We start from the raw sequence: 20,519 nt of genomic DNA on the forward strand, positions 1-20,519 counted from the left end.
AATTGCACCTCCTATTTTGTTTTTAACCTTGACGCTGCTTGTGCTTTGGGTTTGCAGGGCAAATAACCATTACACGACCATGTCTTTTAATAATCTTACAATGTTCACACATTGGTTTAACAGATGGTCTAACCTTCATGTTTCCCTCCGTTATTATTTTATATACCGATAAGTAATTCTACCTTTTGTTAAGTCGTAAGGAGAAAGTTCAACAGTAACACGGTCTCCAGGCAAAATACGAATATAGTGCATTCTGATTTTACCAGAAACATGTGCTAAAATTTCAGCTCCATTTTCCAATTCAACTTTAAACATAGCATTAGGTAAAGTATCAATAACTTTACCCTTTACTTCAATGACATCATCTTTTGCCAAAGTGGTTCCTCCGCATTTAAACAGTCATACTTTGAAATTATAACACGGAAAAGTAAATATACAAATTATTACTATTTACTTAAAACCGCATCAACACTTTCAAAGACTTTTTCTGGAGTTTGCTCACCGTCAACGACGCTGAGAATTCCATTCTTTTGATAATAGTCTTTTAAAGGTGTATTCATCTTTTCGTTAACTTGTAAACGATTCTTTACTACTTCTGGCTTGTCATCTTCACGTTGGTAAAATTCGTGGCTACCACAACGATCACATGTACCCTCAACTTTAGGCATCTTTGTAATCTTATTATATGTTGCACCACATTTTTTACACATGAAGCGTGCTGACAAACGATTTACTAAAGTATCTTCTTTAACTTCAAGTGAGATAACATTAGTCAAAGGTTTATTTAGCTTTTTAGTGATTTCTTCTAAAAGTTCTGCTTGAACTATAGTTCTTGGAAAACCATCTAGAATGTAGCCTTCCTTAATATCAGGTTGGCCCAAACGTTCTTCAACTAATCTAGCTGTAACCTCATCCGGTACCAAATCACCTTTGTCAATATAACTCTTAGCTTCAAGACCAACCTTGGTCTCATTAGCCATTGCTTCTCTAAACATATCCCCAGTTGAAATATGAGTTAGATGATACTTATCAACAATTTGCTCTGATACTGTTCCTTTACCAGCACCTGGCAAACCTAAAAGAAATAAATTAATCATTTATTCGTTCCTATCTGATGAATCCTACATATTCTCTCTTCATTAACAAGCCGTTAATTTGACGAGATAACTCCAAGACAACCCCAATTACGATCAATAAACTAGTTCCACCTAGTCCGATTGAACTTGGTAAGCCCCACAAATTAGTTGCAAGTTGTGGTAGCAATGCTACCAAACCTAAAAATACTGAACCAACAGTTGATAATCTAATCAACACTTTTGAAACGTATTTTTGAGTATCCTTGCCTGGCCATACACTAGGAATGTATGCACCTTGTTTTTGCAAGTTCTTAGCAAGCTTCTCAGGATTAACCTGAACAAAAGCATAAAAGAAAGTAAACAGTACAATCAACACTGTGTAAATTACTACACCAGGCGTAGTTTGCAGACTAAAGATTGTAGTCATTACCTTGTACCATTGTTGATCGCCTTGGGTTCTTTGAAAGGCCATTAAAATTGTCGCTGGTGTTACGATAAACGAACTAGCGAAAATTACTGGAATAACACCTGAAACATTAACTTTTAATGGTAAGAAACTTTCTGAGCCACTGGTAGTTGCTCGTCTAGTGTATTGGATTGGAATTCGGCGATCTGCCTGTTCAACCCAAGTAACAATTTGAGTTACGATGAGTATTGCAATGATAATCGCAATGAAGAACACAATTCCTTGCCAACGGTCACTCGCACTATTGTTAATAACTTCATCTTTATAAAGCTGCCATAGGCCGCGCGGAAGTCGAGCAATAATACCAGCAAAAATGATAACTGAAACTCCGTTTCCTAAACCTTTATCAGTGATTTCATCACCTAACCAGGTTAATAACATTGTTCCGGCAGTCATCACAATTGCAATCTCAACATAGGATTGCCAAGTCTGCGATTTGACTAATCCCATCTCAGTCAAAGCGTTGAAACCAAGCGTGATTCCAATACTCTGAATGAAAGCAACAACCAATGCAAGCCATCTTGTCACATTGTTTGTCTTACGACGACCTACTTCACCTTGCTTTCCCCATTCTACTAATGTAGGAACTATATCCATTTGCAATAATTGAATAACAATTTGTGCAGTGATATACGGGGAAACACCCAGTGAAAAGATTGAGTAGTTATCTAGTCCACCACCGGACACAGTGTCCAGCATTGGGACCAAACCAGTTTGTGCAACTTGAGTAATCGCTTTTGCATTGACACCTGGAACAGTAATGTTAGCTCCAATGCGATAAAGCAAAAGAATAAAGAGGGTAAAATAAATCTTATTTCTAATTTCTTTATCCTTAAAGGCGTTCTTCAAAGTCGAAAACATTAGATCACCTCAACAGATCCGCCTGCAGCTTCAACTGCTTTCTTGGCAGCGGCGGAAACTTTGTTAACCTTTACGTTTAACTTAACTTTCAACTCACCATTGGCAAGCAATTTAACGCCTGATAATTCTTTCTTTACCAAACCGTTTTCTTTAAGACTTGCGATAGTTACTTCGTCATTGTCTTTAAACTTGTTTAAGTCGTCTAAATTAATAATTGCATATTCTTTACGGTTAACATTCTTAAAACCACGCTTAGGCATAGTTCTGAATAATGGCATTTGTCCACCTTCAAAACCTAAACGAGTGTGTCCACCTTGACGGGCTAATTGTCCCTTTTGTCCACGGCCTGAAGTCTTACCGTAACCACTTGAAGTACCACGTCCAACACGTTTTCTAGTATTGCGTGAACCCTCAGCAGCATGTAATTCATGAAGCTTCATTAATTCGGCACCTCCTCAATAATTTATTTGTTGATCTCTTCAACTGAGATCAAGTGTGCAATTTTCATCAATGCACCACGAGTAGCAGCGTTGTCTGGTAGAGTAGCTGTACTATTGATTCTACCTAAGCCCAAAGCTTTAACAATTTTTTGTTGATTAGGTAGACGGTGCGCAGCACTTCTAATTAAAGTAACTTTTAATTCAGTCATTTATATTGTCTCCCTAATCTAAATCTGCGTGACGAAGCTTTTCAACATCTTCACTAGTTCTAAGCTTCTTCAAACCATCAATAGTTGCACGAACAACATTAATTGGAGTGTTTGAACCGAGTGACTTAGAAGTAACATCTGCGATACCAGCCATATCCATAACGATACGAACGGCACCACCGGCAGCAACTCCGGAACCAGCTGGGGCAGGTTTAATTAAAATACTACCTGAACCATAGTGTCCAATTACCTCATGAGGAATGGTAGTACCAACCTTAGGAACAGTAATCATGTTCTTTTTACCAGCTTCAACGGCCTTACGGATTGCTTCTGGAACTTCTTGAGCTTTACCAGTACCAAAGCCTACACGACCTTTTTTGTCGCCAACGATTACCAAGGCAGCAAATCTCATTCGTTGACCACCCTTGACAACCTTGGTGACACGATTAATTGCTACTAACTGATCTTCGATGTCGTCTTTATTTCTGCGATTATTACGAGAATCGTTGCGGTTTGCCATGTATTTATCTCCTTCCCTAGAAATCTAATCCGTTTTCACGAGCGGCATCTGCCAAAGCTGAAATACGGCCGTGGTATAAGTAACCACTTCTATCGAACACAACATTTGAAATGTTTTTAGCTTTAGCTGCTTCGGCAATTGCCTTACCAACAGCTTGAGCCTGTTCTACTTTAGCTGAATCCTTTGCAACAGAATCATCTAAAGATGAGGCACTTGCTAGCGTTACACCCGCTACGTCATCAATTAATTGAGCGTAGATGTTTTTATTTGAACGAAAAACGCTTAAGCGTGGGCGCTCAGCAGTACCAGAAATTTTGCCACGAATACGTTTGTGACGCTTTAAGCGTAACTTGTTTTTATCTGGTTTTGAAATCACAATTTCACCTCAAAAATTTATTTACTATCTACCTGTCTTACCTTCCTTACGACGTACATATTCGTCAGTGTAACGAATACCTTTACCCTTGTAAGGCTCTGGTGGACGTACATCGCGAATTTCAGCAGCAAATTGTCCAACATTTTGCTTTGAAATTCCTTCTACTTCAATTTCAGTTGCTGAAGTAGCTTTTACGGAAACACCTTCTGGTGCAGTCATTTCTACTGGGTGTGAGTAACCAACGTTTAAAGTTAACTTGTTGCCTTGTGCAGTTGCACGGTAACCAACACCGATTAACTTCAAAGTCTTCTTATAACCATTAACTACACCTTCAACCATTGAAGCTAAGTTAGCTCTTTCAGTACCATGAAGTGCCTTATCACTTTCACTTGAACGTGAAAAGTTGATCTTGCCATCTTCTTGCTTGAAAGTAATCTTTGGATCAAAGTATCTAGTTAATTCACCCTTAGGTCCCTTAACGGTGATGTTGTCACCATCTTTGGTAACTGTGACACTATCTGGGACTTCAATTGTTTTTAAACCGATACGGCTCATTGATTGTTCTCCTTTCTGTCAAAATTACCAAACGTAAGCAACAACTTCGCCACCAACGTCTTTTTGTCTAGCTTCTTTATCGGTAATTACACCGGCAGAAGTTGAAACGATGGCGATACCTAAACCGTTAAGAACTTTAGGTAAGTTTTCAGCACTTACGTAGTTTCTAAGACCTGGCTTAGAAATACGCTTTAAGCCTGAAATGACACGTTCTCCGTCTGGACCATATTTCAAGAAAATCTTAATCATGCCTTGCTTGTTGTCATCAGTAACTTCGTAATCACGGATGAAGCCTTCGCGTTTCAAAATTTCTGAAATAGATTTTTTAATGTTTGATGCAGGAATTTCAACTGAACTATGCTTTGCCATGTTGGCATTTCTAATTCTAGTCAAGTAATCTGCGATCGGATCTGTCATGACCATTTATGCTATCCTCCTAACCGTATTACCAACTAGCCTTTTTAAGACCTGGGATTTGACCTTTGTGTGCTAAATCCTTCAAGCAAATACGGCATAAACCAAATTTACGATATACGGAGTGTGGACGACCACATCTCTCGCAACGAGTGTATTCACGTGAAGAAAACTTAGCAGGACGATGATTTCTAATTTTTTGTGATGTTTTAGCCATTAGTGTCCTCCATTATTTTGCAAACGGCATACCAAATTGACTTAAAAGCTCACGAGCTTCTTCATCAGTGTTGGCAGTAGTAACGATAACAACATCTAAACCTCTTGTACGATTAACTTTATCAAAGTCAATTTCAGGGAAGATAAGTTGTTCCTTAATACCTAAAGTGTAGTTACCACGACCATCGAATGAACGGCTTGAAACACCGCGGAAGTCACGAACACGAGGAAGTGAAACACTAATTAACTTGTACAAGAAGTCATACATTCTATCTCCTCTAAGGGTAACCTTAGCACCGATAGACATACCTTCACGTAAACGGAAGTTAGCGATTGACTTCTTAGCCTTAGTTACTAAAGGCTTTTGACCTGAGATTAAAGCTAATTCTTCGACAGCTTCATCCAAGTTCTTTGCATTAGTAACAGCGTCACCAACACCCATGTTCAAAACGATCTTTTCGATTTTAGGTACTTGCATAACTGAGCTGTATTCAAACTTTTCTTGCAATGCAGGAACAATTTTTTCTTTATATTCTTCTGCTAAATAATTTGCCATTTGTGTCCTCCTTCCTATTTCTTAGTTTCTTCTTTTTTGCTTTCAGACTTAGCAATAACCTTAACGTTTGATGCGTGGATTGAACCTTCAGATTCAACTACACCACCATTAGCATTGGTTTGAGAAGGTTTTTGGTGTTTCTTAATTGTATTAACGCCTTTAACAACCACACGGTTTTTCTTAACGTTAACAGAAAGAACAGTACCTTCTTTGCCTTTGTCTTTTCCGGCAATAACTTTTACTTTGTCACCAGTTTTAACAAACATCAGTGCACCTCACTTAATTATAAGACTTCAGGAGCAAGAGAGACGATTTTCATAAAGTCGTGCTCACGCAACTCACGTGCAACAGGCCCAAAGATACGAGTACCGCGTGGGCTCTTATCTGCATTAATTACAACGCCGGCATTTTCATCAAATTTGATGTATGAACCATCTTCACGGCGTGCGCCTGATTTTGTTCTAACAATGACAGCTTTGACAACGTCACCTTTTTTGACAACGCCACCTGGTGTTGCTTGTTTAACAGTTGCTACTACGATATCACCAATGTTACCGGTCTTACGTCTTGATCCACCTAAGACTCTAATAACTAATAGTTCTCTGGCACCAGAGTTATCAGCAACCTTCAAACGGGATTCATTTTGAATCACTATTTAATCCTCCCCTCACTAAATCCGCAAAACTATACAGATTTCTTGACAATTTTTACTAAACGGAAGCGCTTTGTACGAGATAATGGACGGGTTTCCATGATACGAACAGTATCGCCAACTTTAGCTTCATTTTTTTCGTCTTGTGCGTAGTACTTCTTGGAGTACTTGATACGCTTTTTGTAAACAGGGTGATTCTTGTAAGTATCAACAACAACTGTAATAGTCTTGTCATTCTTATCTGAAACTACTCGACCTTGATATACGTGACGACGATTTCTTTCGATTGTTTCGCTCAAGTTAATAACTCCCTTCCACTAATCTTTCTTCAATGCATCTTCACTTAGAATTGTTTTAATTCTAGCGATGTTTTTACGGACTTTGCGTAGACGAGCGGTATTTTCTAATTGACCCGTTGCTTGTTGGAAACGCAAGTTGAAGAGTTCTTCTTTATATTGCTTTTCCTTATCCAACATCTGATCAGTGGTTAGTGCTCTGATATCCTTAGCCTTCATTAGAATTGCCACCTACTTCCGAACTTCTTTTCACAAACTTACATTTAATTGGCAATTTTGTTGAAGCAAGTCTTAAAGCTTCACGAGCAACTTCTTCACTAACTCCGCCAATTTCAAACATAATCTTTTCTCTCTTAACTACAGCTACCCAACCAGCTGGTGCACCTTTACCGGAACCCATCCGGACACCAACACCTTTGGCAGTGTATGACTTTTGAGGGAAAATTCTAATCCAAACTTTACCACCACGCTTCATGTAACGAGTCATCGCAACACGGGCAGCTTCGATTTGTTGATTAGTAATCCAGTGAGATTCAAGAGCTTGTAAACCGTATTCGCCGAAAGCGATGGTCTTACCACCCTTAGCAGCACCACGCATCTTTCCACGGAATTCACGACGGTGCTTTACTCTTTTAGGTACTAGAGGCATTATTTGTTTCCTCCCTTCACAGCTTTTGCAGGATTTTTACTCTTTGAAGGTAAAACTTCTCCGCGGTTGATCCATACTTGAACACCAATTTCACCGTATGTAGTGAAGGCATTTACCCAAGCGTAATCAATGTCAGCTCTTAAAGTTTGTAATGGAACACGACCTTCAGTGTGCCATTCTCTTCTTGCCATGTCGGCACCGTTTAAACGACCAGAAGTTTGAACTCTGATTCCTTTGGCACCAGCACGCATAGATCTTTGAGTTGCTTGACGCATAGCACGTCTGAAAGCAACACGAGCTTCAAGTTGGGCTGCAATACTGTCAGCAACTAACTTAGCATCAAGATCTGGCTTCTTAATTTCAACAATATTAACGTGAACTTGCTTCTTAGTTAATGCATTTAATTGTTTCCTTAAAGCTTCAACTTCAGAACCACCTTTACCAATTACCATACCAGGCTTTGAGGTATTAATTGATACGTTGATTCTATTTGCTGCACGTTCAATTTCAATAGTAGAAACAGAGGCATCCTTTAATTTCTTTGAGATGAAGTTTCTGATCTTCAAGTCTTCATTTAAGGTTTCTTTATATCCTCTGTCAGCATACCATTTAGATTCCCAGTCACGAATTACGCCGAGACGAAAACCATTTGGGTTAATTTTCTGACCCATTAATATACCTCCCTTAATCGTTCTTTTCTGAAACTACAACAACTACATGACTAGTTCTCTTGTTAATTGGAGAAGCCATACCCTTGGCACGTGGTCTAAATCTCTTTAAAGTAGCACCCTCATTTACGTATGCTTCTGATACGTAAAGGTTAGCACTTTCAAGATCGTAGTTATGTTCTGCGTTAGCAATTGCTGAACGTAAAACTTTTTCAACGATTGGGGAAGCAGCTCTAGGCGTAAATTCCAAGATTGCCAATGCTTCAGCAACATCTTTGCCGCGAATCAAATCAACGACCAAACGTGCTTTTCTTGGAGCAATACGAACAGTTCTTGCTTCAGCCCTAGCTGAACTAATTTGTTCTGCCATTTAAGTGTTTCTCCTTCCTCTATTTTCCAGTGGCCTTGTCGTCAGATGTCTTGTGTCCATGGAAAGTTCTCGTTGGAACAAATTCACCTAACTTGTGACCAACCATGTCTTCAGTAATATAAACTGGAACATGTTTTCTACCATCGTAAACAGCTATAGTCAAACCAACGAAGGAAGGGAAAATAGTTGAACGACGCGACCAGGTTTTAATAACCTGTTTTTTCTCTGTGTCTGCTTGTGCATCGACTTTCTTCAGCAATGATGCATCAGCAAAAGGCCCTTTTTTAATACTACGGCTCATTAATTAACCCTCCTTCTGTTACTTGCTACCCTTACGGTGACGAATAATTAGCTTCTCGCTAGCTTTCTTACTATCTCTAGTCTTAATACCGCGAGCTTTCTTACCCCAAGGAGTCATAGGTTGTGGACGACCAACTGGAGCCTTACCTTCACCACCACCATGTGGGTGATCGTTAGGGTTCATTACAGAACCACGAGATTGTGGACGTCTGCCTAACCAGCGACTACGGCCAGCCTTACCTAATTGAATCAATGAGTGTTGTTCATTACCAACAACACCGATAGTTGCACGACAAGCTGACAAAATCTTACGAACTTCGCCACTTTGTAATCTAACTAAAGTGTACTTACCATCATTACCTAAAACTTGAGCACTGGTACCGGCACTTCTTACGAATTGTCCACCTTTGCCAGGTCTTAATTCAATGTTGTGAATTGAAGTACCAGTCGGAATGTTTGCTAATGGTAAAGCATTACCTGGTTTAATATCTGAATTTGGACCAGATTCAACAACAGCGCCAACTTTTAAGCCTTTAGGAGCTAAAATGTAAGCTTTGATACCATCAGTGTAGTGTAAAAGCGCAATGTTAGCACTTCTGTTTGGATCATATTCAATAGACTTAACAACAGCCTTTGCATTGTCCTTGTTACGCTTAAAATCGATGATACGGTACTTTTGTTTATGACCACCACCACGGTGTCTACTTGTAATACGACCATATGAGTTACGACCTGCAGTATGTGATTGAGATTCAAGTAAGGTACGTTCTGGCGTAGTCTTAGTAATCTCAGCAAAGTCGGAAGAAGTCATATTACGGCGACCATTTGTGGTTGGCTTATAAATTTTAATAGCCAATTGACTGACCTCCTATTACTTATTTTCTTCTTGATTTTCGTCTTTGAAAATCTTAATGTCGTTTGAATCATCAGTTAATGTGACAATTGCTTTACGCGTACGAGCAGTCTTACCAGTGTAGCGACCAACTCGCTTGTCTTTACCACGAACATTCATGATATTAACTTTCTTAACTTTGACATCAAAGATTTCTTCGACAGCATTACGAACTTGAGTCTTGGTTGCAGTTAAAAGCACGTTGAAAGTGTACTTCTTATCATCCATTAAGTTCGTTGACTTTTCAGTAATGATAGGTCTTAAAATGATATCATGTGCACTCATTTTCTCGAAGCCCCCTCAACATTCTCTTCAATCTTCTCAATAGCATCCTTAGTCAAGATCAATTTGTCATAGTTGACAACGTCTTCAACGTTTAAACCGTTGATAGGAACAACCTTAACCTTTGGTAAGTTTCTAGCTGAAAGTTGTACATTCTTGTCTTCTGAAACAACAAGTACTTTACCTTCAATATTTAAGCTGTCTAACATTGACTTGAATTCTTTAGTCTTAGGAGCAGACATTGTCAACTGGTCTAAAACGATCAAATTCTTATCAATCAACTTTTGGGAAAGAACTGACTTGATAGCCAAACGACGTTGCTTTCTTGGCATTGAATATGCGTAAGAACGTGGAGTTGGTCCGAAGACTACACCACCGCCACGCCATTGTGGTGAACGGATAGAACCTTGACGAGCACGACCAGTACCTTTTTGCTTCCATGGCTTTTTACCACCACCGCGAACAGCAGATCTGTTCTTAACTTTTGAAGTACCTTGACGCTTGCCAGCTCTTTGTCTGATGATTGCATCGAAAACTACGCTTTCGTTTGGTTCGATACCAAATACTTCATCTTTTAAAGTAACTTCACCGGCATCTTTACCTTTTTGATCGATAACTTTTAAATTAGCCATTCTAGTCCTCCTTCCTATTTACTATTCTTAACAGCAGATCTAACAGTAATTAATGAGTTCTTAGCACCTGGAACGTTACCTTTGATAAGTAATACGTTCTTGTCTGCTACAACTTTTTCAATTACTAAGTTTTCAATGGTAACTTTCTTCATACCCATGTGACCTGGCAAACGCTTGCCCTTTGGTACACGGTTAATGATGGAACCCATTGAACCAGGAACTCTGTGGTATCTTGAACCGTGAGTTTCAGGTCCACGTGATTGGCCCCAACGCTTAATGTTACCTTGGTATCCATGACCTCTTGTAGTACCAGTAACGTCTACGACGTCACCTTCCTTAAATGTGTCCACAGTAATTTCTGAGCCGACTTCGTAGTCCTTAAGCTCAACTCCGCGGATTTCACGTATGAAGCGCTTAGGCGAAGTCTTTGCTTTTTCAGCATGACCTTTTTCTGGTTTGTTGCTCAAAACTTCACGCTTGTCTTGGTATCCCAATTGAACTGCTTCGTAACCGTCTGATTCAACAGTCTTAACTTGCATAACAACGTTAGGAGTTGCTTCGACAACAGTTACAGGAACAAGGATGCCATCTTTGGTGAAGACTTGAGTCATACCGACTTTTCTTCCTAAGATTCCTTTGGTCATGATTACACCTCTTTCTTTTTAAAAATTATAATTTGATTTCGATGTCAACGCCGCTTGGTAGATCAAGCTTCATTAAAGAATCAACAGTTTTAGGTGTAGGACTTAAAATATCGATTAAACGCTTGTGCGTACGCATTTCAAATTGTTCACGTGAGTCTTTGTTCTTGTGTGGTGAACGAAGAACAGTAAACAAAACCCTTTCTGTTGGTAGTGGAACTGGACCTGAGATCTCAGCACCAGTTCTCTTAGCTGTTTCTACAATTTTAGCAGCCGATTCATCGAGAATACCATGTTCGTAAGACTTAAGTCTAATACGAATTGATTGACTTGCCATTGAATTACCTCCTCAACGTCTTCTTTTAAAAGATGACTAGCCTCCGCAAAAATTCCCGGCACCACCTCTGTGGCAATGCAGCCTGGTGTGCCGCAACCTTTTGCATCAACGCTTTACAACAATATGTGCATTAGAGCATAGTATACCCTAAGCGCACAAAGACTAGTATACCGATTTTATGGCTAGATATCAAGGGTTTTAGGATATTTTTCTCAATTTTGACCAATTAATTAATATACTTTTTTCAAAAATTAAAATTAAAAATTTTCAACAGCGCCTAAGTTACTATCTATAGCTCGATAAAGCAAGAAAATTGCTTATTTTTAAACAAAAAAAGAGCTATTGGATTTACCAATAGCTCGATTAAACAAATTGTTTAGTTAAAATTATTCAGCGTTATTGTTGTTACCGCCACGACTCTTAATAATTTCTTCTTGAATTGACTTAGGAGTTGCAGCATAGTGGTCAAATACCATAGTAAATGTACCACGACCTTGAGTTGATGAACGTAAAGTAGTTGCGTAACCAAACATTTCAGCAAGTGGAACCATTGCATTCAATACCTTGGCACCAGCACGGTCTACCATGTTGTCCATTGTACCACGACGAGCAGTAACTGAACCCATTACATCACCCAAGTATTCTTCAGGAGTAATAACTTGTACCTTCATAATTGGTTCAAGAATTACAGCACCAGCCTTAGGAGCAGCATTTCTTAAAGCAAGAGATGCAGCAACCTTGAAGGCAGCTTCTGATGAATCGACTTCGTGGTAACTACCATCGTAAAGCTTAGCCTTAACATCGATCAATGGGTAACCTGCAAGGATACCGTTCTTCATTGATTCTTGCAAACCAGCATCAACTGATGGGATAAATTCACGAGGAACAACACCACCGACGATGGCATCTTCAAATTCGTAGCCTTTACCTCTTTCATTTGGAGTAAATTCAATCCAAACGTCACCGTATTGACCCTTACCACCTGATTGACGAACAAACTTACCTTGTGCTTTAGCTTCTTTAGTGAAGGTTTCACGGTAGGCAACTTGTGGTTCACCAATCTTAGCTTCAACGTGGAATTCACGCTTCATACGTTCAACCATGATTTGTAGGTGTAATTCACCCATTCCTGAAATCAAAGTTTGACCAGTTTCAGCGTTAGTTTCAGCTCTGAAAGTTGGGTCTTCTTCAGTTAACTTTTGTAAAGCAACATCAAGTTTATCACGGTCAGCCTTTGATTCAGGTTCGATTGACACTTGGATAACTGGGTCTGGAACTTCCAAACTTTCCAAAATCAATGGATGATCTGGGTCAGTTAAAGAGTCACCAGTAGTAGTGTTCTTCAAACCGATAGCACCAGCGATATCACCTGAGAAGACTTCAGAAATTTCACTTCTTGAGTTAGCGTGCATTTGCAATAAACGACCTACACGTTCACGACTGTTCTTTGATGCGTTTAAAACATATGAACCTGATTCAAGTGAACCAGTGTAAACACGAATGTAAGTTAAACGACCAACAAATGGGTCAGTAGCAATCTTGAATGCTAAAGCTGAGAATGGCTTATCGTCACCAGCAATCAATTGAACTTCTTCATCAGTCTTAGGATCATGAGCGATATAAGGCTTAACGTCTAATGGTGATGGTAAGTAATCAACAACACCATCAAGCATCATTTGAACACCCTTGTTCTTAAATGCTGAACCTGCAAAGACAGGGAAAGCCTTTAATTCCAAAGTTGCTTTACGAAGAGCAGCCTTTATTTCATCAACAGAAATTTCTTCACCGTTAAGGTACTTCTCCATAACTGCATCGTCAACGTCAGCAACTTGTTCAATTAACTCGTTACGACGTCTTTCTGCTTCTTCCTTGTATTCATCAGGAACTGGAATAGTGTCCCACTTAGAGCCAAGTTTGTCTTCATCATAAACATCAGCAACCATGTTGATTAAGTCGATGACACCTTCAAAAGTATCAGCAGAACCGATAGGCATTTGAACAGCGATTGCGTTAGCATTTAGACGTTCATGTAAAGAAGTAACAGACTTATCAAAATCTGCACCAATTTTATCCATCTTGTTAACAAAAACAATACGAGGAACACCGTAAGTTTCAGCTTGACGCCAAACGTTTTCGGTTTGTGGTTCTACACCTGCTTGACCATCAAGAACAGTTACGGCACCATCAAGAACACGTAGGGAACGTTCAACTTCGATAGTGAAGTCAACGTGTCCTGGGGTATCAATGATGTTAATTCTGTAGTCATTCCATTGAGCTGTAGTAGCAGCAGACGTAATAGTGATACCACGTTCTTTTTCTTCTTCCATCCAGTCCATTTGTGAGTCACCTTCGTGGGTCTCACCAATTTTATGAATCTTACCAGTGTAATAAAGAATACGCTCAGTAGTGGTAGTCTTACCCGCATCAATGTGGGCCATGATACCAATATTACGTGTTTTTTCTAATGGAAACTCACGTTTATTAGCCATAAATTCATTCTCTCCTTATAAAATTAGAAACGATAGTGTGCAAATGCACGGTTAGCTTCAGCCATACGGTGTACATCTTCACGTTTCTTAACAGCTGAACCAGTGTTGTTTGAAGCATCAATGATTTCATTAGCTAGACGTTCATCCATTGTGTGTTCATTACGTAAACGTGCGTATGAAACAAGCCATCTTAAGCCCAAAGTTGTTCTTCTTTCAGGACGAACTTCAACTGGGACTTGGTAGTTAGAACCACCGATACGGCGAGCTTTAACTTCCAAAACTGGCATAATGTTGTTCATTGCCTCTTCAAATACTTCAAGTGGTTCTTTACCGGTCTTATCTTTGATAATGTCAAAAGCATCGTAAAGGATTGAAGATGCCTTAGCTCTCTTACCATCAAGCATTAAGTGGTTGATTAATTTAGTAACAAGTTTTGAGTTGTATACTGGATCTGCCAAAACATCTCTTTTAGCTATATGTCCTTTTCTAGGCATTATTTAACTCCTCCTTTAGTCTTTCTTAGCACCGTATTTAGAACGGCTTTGCTTTCTGCCATCAACACCAGCAGTATCGAGGGCACCACGGATAATATGGTAACGTACACCAGGAAGGTCCTTTACACGTCCACCACGGATTAAAACAACCGAGTGTTCTTGCAAGTTGTGGCCTTCACCTGGGATGTAGGCAGTAACTTCGATTAAGTTAGAAAGACGAACACGAGCATACTTACGTAAAGCTGAGTTTGGCTTCTTTGGTGTCATAGTACCAACACGAGTTGCAACTCCACGCATTTGTGGTGCAGGGTTGTTTACTAATTCCTTCTTCATACTGTTGTAGCCATAGCTTAAAGCTGGTGACTTTGATTTAGTCGTCTTAGTGTGACGGCCTTTTCTTACCAATTGGTTTATGGTTGGCATAAACTTTTTCCTCCTAAAATTTGATTATCTTGTTCACACACCCAGGAGTTTCTTTTTTAGACCTGAGTTATCTCCAAAATACACAAAGACTATTGTACTACCTTTTCAACAAAATGCAATTTTCTTTTTTGAAAAAGCAAAATTTAGTTTTCTGCGTATTTAAATATGTGAGGTGGAAAAATGAATTTACTTTATCAATTGACTAATTTTTTGATTGGGACTTGTTTGGCTTCCCACGCATGTGTAATTGCTGAAAGAGCAGGCAAAGAGGACTTTATTTTTACTCGTTCCAAATGTACTAATTGTAAACAGCAACTGAGCTTACTTGATGAAATCCCCTTAGTTTCTTATTTAATGCTCAAAGGTCGCTGCCACTATTGCAAAATACACATCCCCTGTGAATATTTCTTAGTAGAATTTTTGGGTGGCTTTGCCTTTTGTAAAATTGATTTCAGTAGTATTAGTGGCATTAATACTGCACTTGTACTATTTAGCCTACTACTTGCAGCTATTAGCGACTATCAAAGTAAAGAATTTGATGTTGCATTCATTGTTCCGGCTTCCATTATTGCAACCATACACTTACTAGTAAATTTTAAAAAAATCAGTTCTGTTGATCTCATTCACTTTTTTCCTATTTTTGCTCTTTTTGTCTATGAAATCTTCAAAAACAGATTGGGTTGTGGGGATTTACTTGTTTATCTAATTTTGGCTCTTTATTTTAGTCCTCAATTTGCAAATTTAGCTTTTTTAGTAGCCTCAGTCATTTTAATTATTTTCTTTAAAATTGGTGAGTTAAGTAGCAAGGATTCTGTAGCTTTCCTTCCATTTATTTATATTGGTGTAGTCACTCAACTTTTGTGCAAATAAAAAGTCTTTTAGATCAGGCCTCCAATTAAAGATGAAAATCAAAAGATTGCTATTTAACCATAATATTAATTTAGTTAAATATGAGCCAGTTTTATCACCTATTTTCTTTTGCATTTCAGCCTATGATAAAATCTTTTATATAAAAACATTTAGAATTTATTGAGGAAAAACGATGCACTATATTTTATCTGCAGCAATACGTGGCGCCATACCTTTTATCATTATGAGTATATTATCATGGATTATGAAATTACGACATATCGATGATTATAGCGTCAAATCGACATTTATCACGGGACTAATAATAACTGCAGTTGCAGCAACCTCTGTTATTTATGATGTCAAAAGTTGGTCATTAATAAAACAATCTGTCGTTCATTTTCTAATCATGTTGGTTACCATATATCCTTGTTTAGTATTCAGTGGCTGGTTCCCAACTAAATCAATACTAGACTTAGTAAAAATATTTGGTTTCTTTCTGATTGTTGGCATTATTTTATGGACAATATCATATATTCTATTTGGTAAGATTTTAAAGTAATAATTCGAGCAAGCAAAAAACTGTTCCGTTAGTAACTTCTAACGGAACAGTTTTTATTTATATTATTTTATGACTCTGTAGCTTCGTCAGCTTCCCGCATCTTCTTTTCAATATCAGCTATTGAATAAACAGATTTAGGTTTTGGAACATCAGCTTCAGGTTCCATATCACGGTAAATTGGAAGACCAGTTCCGGCAGGAATAATCTTACCGATGATAACATTTTCCTTCAAACCGAGTAATGGATCGTTCTTACCTCTGATTGAGGCATCAGTTAATACACGAGTAGTTTCTTGGAATGAAGCAGCTGATAAGAAACTGTTAGTTTCAAGAGCAGCCTTAGTAATACCAAGAATGACACTCTGTGCAGTGGCTGGAATACCACCAGAAATAATAACTGAAGTGTTACGTTCCTTGAATTCACCAATATCCATAATCTCACCAGGGAGTAAGTTGGTTTCACCTGGATCAAGTACACGTACTTTCTGTAACATTTGTCTAGTCAAAACTTCGACGTGCTTATCAGAAATATCTACACCCTGCATCCGGTATGCTTTTTGAACTTCAACCAAGATGTATTCTTCAGTTGTTAAGGTATCAGTAACTTGGATAAGTTCCTTTGGATCGATTGATCCGAGAGTTAACTTGGAGCCACGACTAACCTCATCACCTTCACTAACTGCAACTGATGCAGTGTAAGGTACACTGTAGCTTCTAGTATCAATCTTACCTTTAACAGTAATCTCACGTGTATGCTCTGCTGGATTTTCTTGAATTGAATCAATTATACCATCCACTTCAGAGATAATAGCGCGTCCCTTTGGATTACGTGCTTCAAACAATTCTTGAACACGAGGAAGACCCTGAGTAATATCTTCTGCACCGGCAACACCACCGTTGTGGAATGTACGTAAAGTAAGCTGAGTACCAGGTTCACCAATTGATTGGGCAGCAACCGTACCAACTGCTTCCCCCACTTCAACTTCCTCACCAGTAGCAAGGTTCATACCGTAACACTTACGGCAAACACCATGGGAAGTATCACAAGTTAGGATAGAACGGATCTTAACGTCTGTCACACCAGCATCACAAATTTTATGTGATAATTCTTCATCAAGCATGACATTTGGTCTAACAATAGCTTCGCCAGTCTTAGGATCTTTAACAGTTTCAGCAGTAAAGCGTCCTAATAGACGATCGTATAGTGGCTCAATTAATTCGTCACCTTCCATGATGGCGTGAACATTGATACCACGGTCAGTACCACAATCATCTTCACGGATAATAACATCTTGAGCAACATCAACTAGACGACGAGTCAAGTACCCTGACTGGGCAGTCTTCAATGCTGTATCAGTCATTCCCTTACGAGCACCGTGAGTGGACATGAATAGTTCTAGAACTGATAGACCTTCCTTGAAGTTTGAAGTAACTGGAATTTCGAACAATCCACCGTTAGGAGTGGCCATCAATCCACGCATACCAGCTAACTGAGTAAAGTTGGAAATGTTACCACGAGCACCGGAGTCCGCCATGATCGTAATTGGATTACGAGGATCATAAATTTGAGCAATTTCGTCCTGAACTTGATCCTTACAATCATTCCAAATGCTGATAACACGATCGTGACGCTCTTGCTCAGTAATTAGGCCTCGTCTAAATTGCTTAGAAACGACATCAACTTGCTTGTGCGCCTTAGCAACCTTTTCGTCCTTGTCCTCAATTTCTGGTACATCAGTCATGCCGATTGTAATACCAGAAGTGGTTGAACTAGTGTAGCCAAGTGTCTTTAAGTCATCAAGGTATTCAGAAGTCCTTTGAACCTTGTAGTACTTGTAAATAGTTGCAATTGAATCAGATAAGAAAGATTTCTTAAATGGTGTTGAGATTAAATCACTAGCAACATCATCAATCTTTTCATGGATATCTTCACCAGGCTCTAAGAAGTACTTAGCGCTTACTGGATGGTTCAGGTTTTCTTCAGTTGGCTCATTAATGTAGAAGTAATCATCTGGGAAAATTTGATTGAAGATGATTCTGCCGTAAGTGGTAATGAAAATGCCATGTTCAAAACCTTTAGGCCATGACTTCTTAGGCATCGAATCGGCAGACATACCAATAATAGTGTGATAGTGAATATCACCATTATTATATGCAACTGTTGCTTCATCAGGTGAATTGAAGATTATTCCTTCACCTTCACGGCCCTTTTCGGCTTGAGTCAACCAGTAGTTACCTAAAACTACATCCTGAGATGGTGTAACAATTGGCTTACCATCCTTAGGTGCCAAAATATGGTGAGCTGCAAGCATTAACAAACGTGATTCAGCGACAGCTTCATCAGATAAAGGAACGTGAATAGCCATCTGGTCACCATCGAAGTCGGCATTGTAGGCTTCACATGCAAGTGGATGCAAACGAATTGACTTACCTGGTACCAAAACTGGTTCAAAAGCCTGAATACTCAAACGGTGCAAAGTTGGCGCACGGTTTAGTAAAACAGTTCTTTCCTTAATAACATCTTCTAATACATCCCATACATCATCGTCTTCACGATCAATCTTACGTTTTGCACTCTTAATGTTAGAAGCAATCTTACGCTTAACCAATTCATGCATTACAAATGGCTTGAATAACTCAAGTGCCATTGGACGAGGAACACCACATTGATAGAATTTCAATTTTGGTGAAACATCGATAACTGAACGACCAGAGTAGTCAACACGCTTACCAAGTAAGTTTTGACGGAAACGACCTTGCTTACCCTTAAGCATGTGTGAAAGTGACTTAAGTGGGCGGTTACCGGGGCCAACAACAGAACGACCACGACGACCATTATCAATCAATGCATCTACGGCTTCTTGTAACATCCGCTTTTCATTTTGAACAATGATATTTGGTGCGTTTAAGTCAAGCAATCTCTTTAACCGGTTGTTACGGTTAATTACACGTCGATACAAGTCATTCAAATCAGAAGTAGCAAAACGGCCACCTTCTAATTGAACCATTGGACGCAAGTCCGGTGGAATAACTGGCACAGCATCAATGACCATCCATTCTGGCTTATTACCAGAATCTTTAAATGCATCAAGAATGTCTAATCTTCTGATTGCACGTGTACGCTTTTGACCAGTAGCAGTTTCTAATTCCTTCTTTAAATCAGCAACTTCTTTTTCTAGGTCAACTTTACGTAACAAATCGCGAATTGCTTCGGCACCCATTTTAGCTTCAAACCGGTTACCATACTTAGCTTTTTCTTCACGGTATTCTGCTTCAGTTAAAAGTTGCTTGAATTCAAGTTCAGTGTCACCCGGATCAATGACAATGTATGCCGCAAAGTAGATAACTTCTTCCAACAATCTTGGTGACATATCAAGAATCAATCCCATTCGAGACGGGATTCCCTTAAAGTACCAAATGTGGGTTACTGGGGCTGCTAATTCGATGTGACCCATCCGTTCCCTTCTAACTTTAGAAGAGGTAACTTCAACACCACAGCGATCACAAACGATACCACGGTATCTCACACCTTTATATTTGCCACATGCACATGCCCAATCCTTGGTCGGTCCAAAGATTCTTTCATCAAACAGACCATCTTTTTCCGGTTTTAAAGTACGGTAGTTGATCGTTTCAGGCTTTTTTACTTCACCATACGACCAGCTCCGAATTTTATTTGGAGAAGCAAGGCCAATTTGCATGCTTTCAAATTTATTTACGTCGATCAAAAGTTTAACCCCCTACTTATCTAGAAATCTTGTTATCATCATCAGACTCATCAACTGGAGCTTCAATCTCGGCTGATTCTTCATCTTCAGATTTTGCGGTTTCTTCGGCTAACTTCTTCTTTTGTTGTTCTTCGGCCATCTTCGACAGGGTATCAATATTCAAATGTTCATTTGAATCATCATCCATGTCACGAAGTTCGATTTCATTGTGATCCATATCAAGAACACGAATATCTAATCCTAGAGATTGTAATTCTTTGACAAGGACACGGAATGATTCAGGAACACCAGGTTTAGGAATTCTGTCACCCTTAACAATTGCTTCATATGCCTTTACACGACCAACAACGTCATCAGATTTGTAAGTCAAAATTTCTTGCAATGTGTATGCAGCACCATAAGCCTCCAGTGCCCAAACTTCCATTTCACCGAAACGCTGTCCACCAAATTGCGCTTTACCACCAAGAGGTTGCTGGGTCACTAATGAGTAAGGCCCAATGGAACGGGCGTGAATCTTATCATCAACCATGTGGGTTAATTTCAGATAGTGCATAATTCCGACGGAAA

Annotated in this window: 32 protein-coding genes; 2 read left to right on the plus strand and 30 right to left on the minus strand. The window is 39.1% G+C overall.

The features are described 5' to 3' along the window. Nucleotides 1-22: 22 nt before the first annotated feature. The 28 genes from rpmJ to rpsL form a co-directional block, all read right to left on the minus strand. Nucleotides 23-139 carry a 50S ribosomal protein L36 gene (gene rpmJ, locus CRG87_RS05650; protein WP_046307548.1) on the minus strand — a complete coding sequence of 39 codons (117 nt, stop codon included), beginning with the start codon at nucleotides 137-139 and terminating at the stop codon, nucleotides 23-25. 14 nt (nucleotides 140-153) lie between these two features. Further along, nucleotides 154-375, minus strand: a complete 222-nt coding sequence (gene infA / locus CRG87_RS05655) for a translation initiation factor IF-1 (RefSeq protein WP_046307550.1) — start codon at nucleotides 373-375, stop codon at nucleotides 154-156. Between the two features lie 71 nt (nucleotides 376-446). After that, nucleotides 447-1,097: an adenylate kinase gene (locus CRG87_RS05660; RefSeq protein WP_074425749.1), complete on the minus strand. Its 651-nt coding sequence runs from the start codon at nucleotides 1,095-1,097 to the stop codon at nucleotides 447-449. 10 nt (nucleotides 1,098-1,107) lie between these two features. After that, complete coding sequence (gene secY / locus CRG87_RS05665; RefSeq protein WP_046307552.1) at nucleotides 1,108-2,403, minus strand: preprotein translocase subunit SecY; 1,296 nt, start codon at nucleotides 2,401-2,403, stop codon at nucleotides 1,108-1,110. Further along, the gene (rplO, locus tag CRG87_RS05670; RefSeq protein WP_046307553.1) at nucleotides 2,403-2,843 is read right to left on the minus strand and encodes a 50S ribosomal protein L15; all 441 of its coding nucleotides are present in this window, start codon (nucleotides 2,841-2,843) and stop codon (nucleotides 2,403-2,405) included. Before rplO ends, secY begins: the two co-directional genes overlap by 1 nt. Before the next feature lie 23 nt (nucleotides 2,844-2,866). Then, a complete protein-coding gene (rpmD, locus tag CRG87_RS05675; RefSeq protein ID WP_046307554.1) occupies nucleotides 2,867-3,052 on the minus strand; it encodes a 50S ribosomal protein L30 in 186 nt (61 codons plus the stop codon). A gap of 13 nt (nucleotides 3,053-3,065) precedes the next feature. Next, complete coding sequence (gene rpsE / locus CRG87_RS05680) at nucleotides 3,066-3,572, minus strand: 30S ribosomal protein S5 (protein ID WP_046307555.1); 507 nt, start codon at nucleotides 3,570-3,572, stop codon at nucleotides 3,066-3,068. A gap of 16 nt (nucleotides 3,573-3,588) precedes the next feature. Beyond that, nucleotides 3,589-3,948: a 50S ribosomal protein L18 gene (rplR, locus tag CRG87_RS05685; RefSeq protein WP_074425750.1), complete on the minus strand. Its 360-nt coding sequence runs from the start codon at nucleotides 3,946-3,948 to the stop codon at nucleotides 3,589-3,591. A gap of 24 nt (nucleotides 3,949-3,972) precedes the next feature. Next, entirely contained in the window at nucleotides 3,973-4,503 is a 531-nt protein-coding gene (gene rplF, locus CRG87_RS05690) for a 50S ribosomal protein L6 (RefSeq protein WP_074425751.1), read from the minus strand. A 24-nt stretch (nucleotides 4,504-4,527) separates the two neighbouring features. Next, nucleotides 4,528-4,926, minus strand: a complete 399-nt coding sequence (gene rpsH / locus CRG87_RS05695) for a 30S ribosomal protein S8 (RefSeq protein ID WP_046307559.1) — start codon at nucleotides 4,924-4,926, stop codon at nucleotides 4,528-4,530. Nucleotides 4,927-4,948: 22 nt separating this feature from the next. Beyond that, the gene (locus CRG87_RS05700; protein ID WP_046307561.1) at nucleotides 4,949-5,134 is read right to left on the minus strand and encodes a type Z 30S ribosomal protein S14; all 186 of its coding nucleotides are present in this window, start codon (nucleotides 5,132-5,134) and stop codon (nucleotides 4,949-4,951) included. 12 nt (nucleotides 5,135-5,146) lie between these two features. Then, on the minus strand, nucleotides 5,147-5,689 hold the full coding sequence (gene rplE, locus CRG87_RS05705) for a 50S ribosomal protein L5 (protein ID WP_046307563.1): 543 nt from the start codon (nucleotides 5,687-5,689) through the stop codon (nucleotides 5,147-5,149). Between the two features lie 14 nt (nucleotides 5,690-5,703). Beyond that, nucleotides 5,704-5,955 (minus strand): 50S ribosomal protein L24, encoded by a 252-nt coding sequence (gene rplX, locus CRG87_RS05710; protein WP_046307564.1) that lies wholly within the window; start codon nucleotides 5,953-5,955, stop codon nucleotides 5,704-5,706. Nucleotides 5,956-5,972: 17 nt separating this feature from the next. Beyond that, complete coding sequence (rplN, locus tag CRG87_RS05715) at nucleotides 5,973-6,341, minus strand: 50S ribosomal protein L14 (protein WP_034980437.1); 369 nt, start codon at nucleotides 6,339-6,341, stop codon at nucleotides 5,973-5,975. 32 nt (nucleotides 6,342-6,373) lie between these two features. Next, on the minus strand, nucleotides 6,374-6,640 hold the full coding sequence (gene rpsQ / locus CRG87_RS05720) for a 30S ribosomal protein S17 (protein WP_046307565.1): 267 nt from the start codon (nucleotides 6,638-6,640) through the stop codon (nucleotides 6,374-6,376). An 18-nt stretch (nucleotides 6,641-6,658) separates the two neighbouring features. Then, entirely contained in the window at nucleotides 6,659-6,856 is a 198-nt protein-coding gene (gene rpmC / locus CRG87_RS05725) for a 50S ribosomal protein L29 (protein WP_046307567.1), read from the minus strand. Next, entirely contained in the window at nucleotides 6,846-7,286 is a 441-nt protein-coding gene (rplP, locus tag CRG87_RS05730; protein ID WP_046307568.1) for a 50S ribosomal protein L16, read from the minus strand. Before rplP ends, rpmC begins: the two co-directional genes overlap by 11 nt. Then, nucleotides 7,286-7,957, minus strand: coding sequence for a 30S ribosomal protein S3 (gene rpsC / locus CRG87_RS05735; protein WP_046307570.1), 672 nt, complete (start codon nucleotides 7,955-7,957; stop codon nucleotides 7,286-7,288). The genes rplP and rpsC overlap by 1 nt, the downstream gene beginning before the upstream one ends. A gap of 13 nt (nucleotides 7,958-7,970) precedes the next feature. Beyond that, a complete protein-coding gene (gene rplV, locus CRG87_RS05740; RefSeq protein WP_046307574.1) occupies nucleotides 7,971-8,324 on the minus strand; it encodes a 50S ribosomal protein L22 in 354 nt (117 codons plus the stop codon). Between the two features lie 19 nt (nucleotides 8,325-8,343). Continuing rightward, the gene (rpsS, locus tag CRG87_RS05745) at nucleotides 8,344-8,625 is read right to left on the minus strand and encodes a 30S ribosomal protein S19 (RefSeq protein ID WP_046307575.1); all 282 of its coding nucleotides are present in this window, start codon (nucleotides 8,623-8,625) and stop codon (nucleotides 8,344-8,346) included. Nucleotides 8,626-8,643: 18 nt separating this feature from the next. Beyond that, a complete protein-coding gene (gene rplB, locus CRG87_RS05750; protein WP_046307576.1) occupies nucleotides 8,644-9,480 on the minus strand; it encodes a 50S ribosomal protein L2 in 837 nt (278 codons plus the stop codon). Nucleotides 9,481-9,495: 15 nt separating this feature from the next. Then, complete coding sequence (gene rplW, locus CRG87_RS05755) at nucleotides 9,496-9,801, minus strand: 50S ribosomal protein L23 (RefSeq protein ID WP_046307577.1); 306 nt, start codon at nucleotides 9,799-9,801, stop codon at nucleotides 9,496-9,498. Further along, complete coding sequence (rplD, locus tag CRG87_RS05760; protein ID WP_046307581.1) at nucleotides 9,798-10,430, minus strand: 50S ribosomal protein L4; 633 nt, start codon at nucleotides 10,428-10,430, stop codon at nucleotides 9,798-9,800. The genes rplW and rplD overlap by 4 nt, the downstream gene beginning before the upstream one ends. A 14-nt stretch (nucleotides 10,431-10,444) precedes the next feature. Beyond that, a complete protein-coding gene (gene rplC, locus CRG87_RS05765; RefSeq protein ID WP_046307583.1) occupies nucleotides 10,445-11,074 on the minus strand; it encodes a 50S ribosomal protein L3 in 630 nt (209 codons plus the stop codon). Between the two features lie 25 nt (nucleotides 11,075-11,099). Then, nucleotides 11,100-11,408, minus strand: coding sequence for a 30S ribosomal protein S10 (gene rpsJ, locus CRG87_RS05770; RefSeq protein WP_046307586.1), 309 nt, complete (start codon nucleotides 11,406-11,408; stop codon nucleotides 11,100-11,102). 386 nt (nucleotides 11,409-11,794) lie between these two features. Next, entirely contained in the window at nucleotides 11,795-13,897 is a 2,103-nt protein-coding gene (gene fusA / locus CRG87_RS05775) for an elongation factor G (RefSeq protein WP_074425752.1), read from the minus strand. Nucleotides 13,898-13,920: 23 nt separating this feature from the next. Continuing rightward, on the minus strand, nucleotides 13,921-14,391 hold the full coding sequence (rpsG, locus tag CRG87_RS05780) for a 30S ribosomal protein S7 (RefSeq protein WP_046307588.1): 471 nt from the start codon (nucleotides 14,389-14,391) through the stop codon (nucleotides 13,921-13,923). A 15-nt stretch (nucleotides 14,392-14,406) separates the two neighbouring features. Further along, a complete protein-coding gene (gene rpsL / locus CRG87_RS05785) occupies nucleotides 14,407-14,814 on the minus strand; it encodes a 30S ribosomal protein S12 (protein WP_046307589.1) in 408 nt (135 codons plus the stop codon). 180 nt (nucleotides 14,815-14,994) lie between these two features. Here rpsL and CRG87_RS05790 point away from each other — a divergent pair, with 180 nt between their 5' ends. Next, entirely contained in the window at nucleotides 14,995-15,684 is a 690-nt protein-coding gene (locus CRG87_RS05790) for a prepilin peptidase (RefSeq protein ID WP_074425753.1), read from the plus strand. Between the two features lie 172 nt (nucleotides 15,685-15,856). Beyond that, the gene (locus CRG87_RS05795; RefSeq protein WP_074425754.1) at nucleotides 15,857-16,225 is read left to right on the plus strand and encodes a DUF3021 family protein; all 369 of its coding nucleotides are present in this window, start codon (nucleotides 15,857-15,859) and stop codon (nucleotides 16,223-16,225) included. 67 nt (nucleotides 16,226-16,292) lie between these two features. Here CRG87_RS05795 and rpoC read toward each other — a convergent pair whose 3' ends face one another. Together rpoC and CRG87_RS05805 are read right to left on the minus strand one after the other, a co-directional pair. Beyond that, a complete protein-coding gene (gene rpoC / locus CRG87_RS05800; RefSeq protein ID WP_074425755.1) occupies nucleotides 16,293-19,952 on the minus strand; it encodes a DNA-directed RNA polymerase subunit beta' in 3,660 nt (1,219 codons plus the stop codon). A 16-nt stretch (nucleotides 19,953-19,968) separates the two neighbouring features. Further along, a partial coding sequence (locus tag CRG87_RS05805; RefSeq protein WP_458118140.1) for a DNA-directed RNA polymerase subunit beta occupies nucleotides 19,969-20,519 on the minus strand: 551 nt, incomplete at its 5' end.

This window comes from Lactobacillus apis, assembly GCF_002837055.1.
Taxonomy (GTDB): Bacteria; Bacillota; Bacilli; order Lactobacillales; family Lactobacillaceae; genus Lactobacillus; species Lactobacillus apis.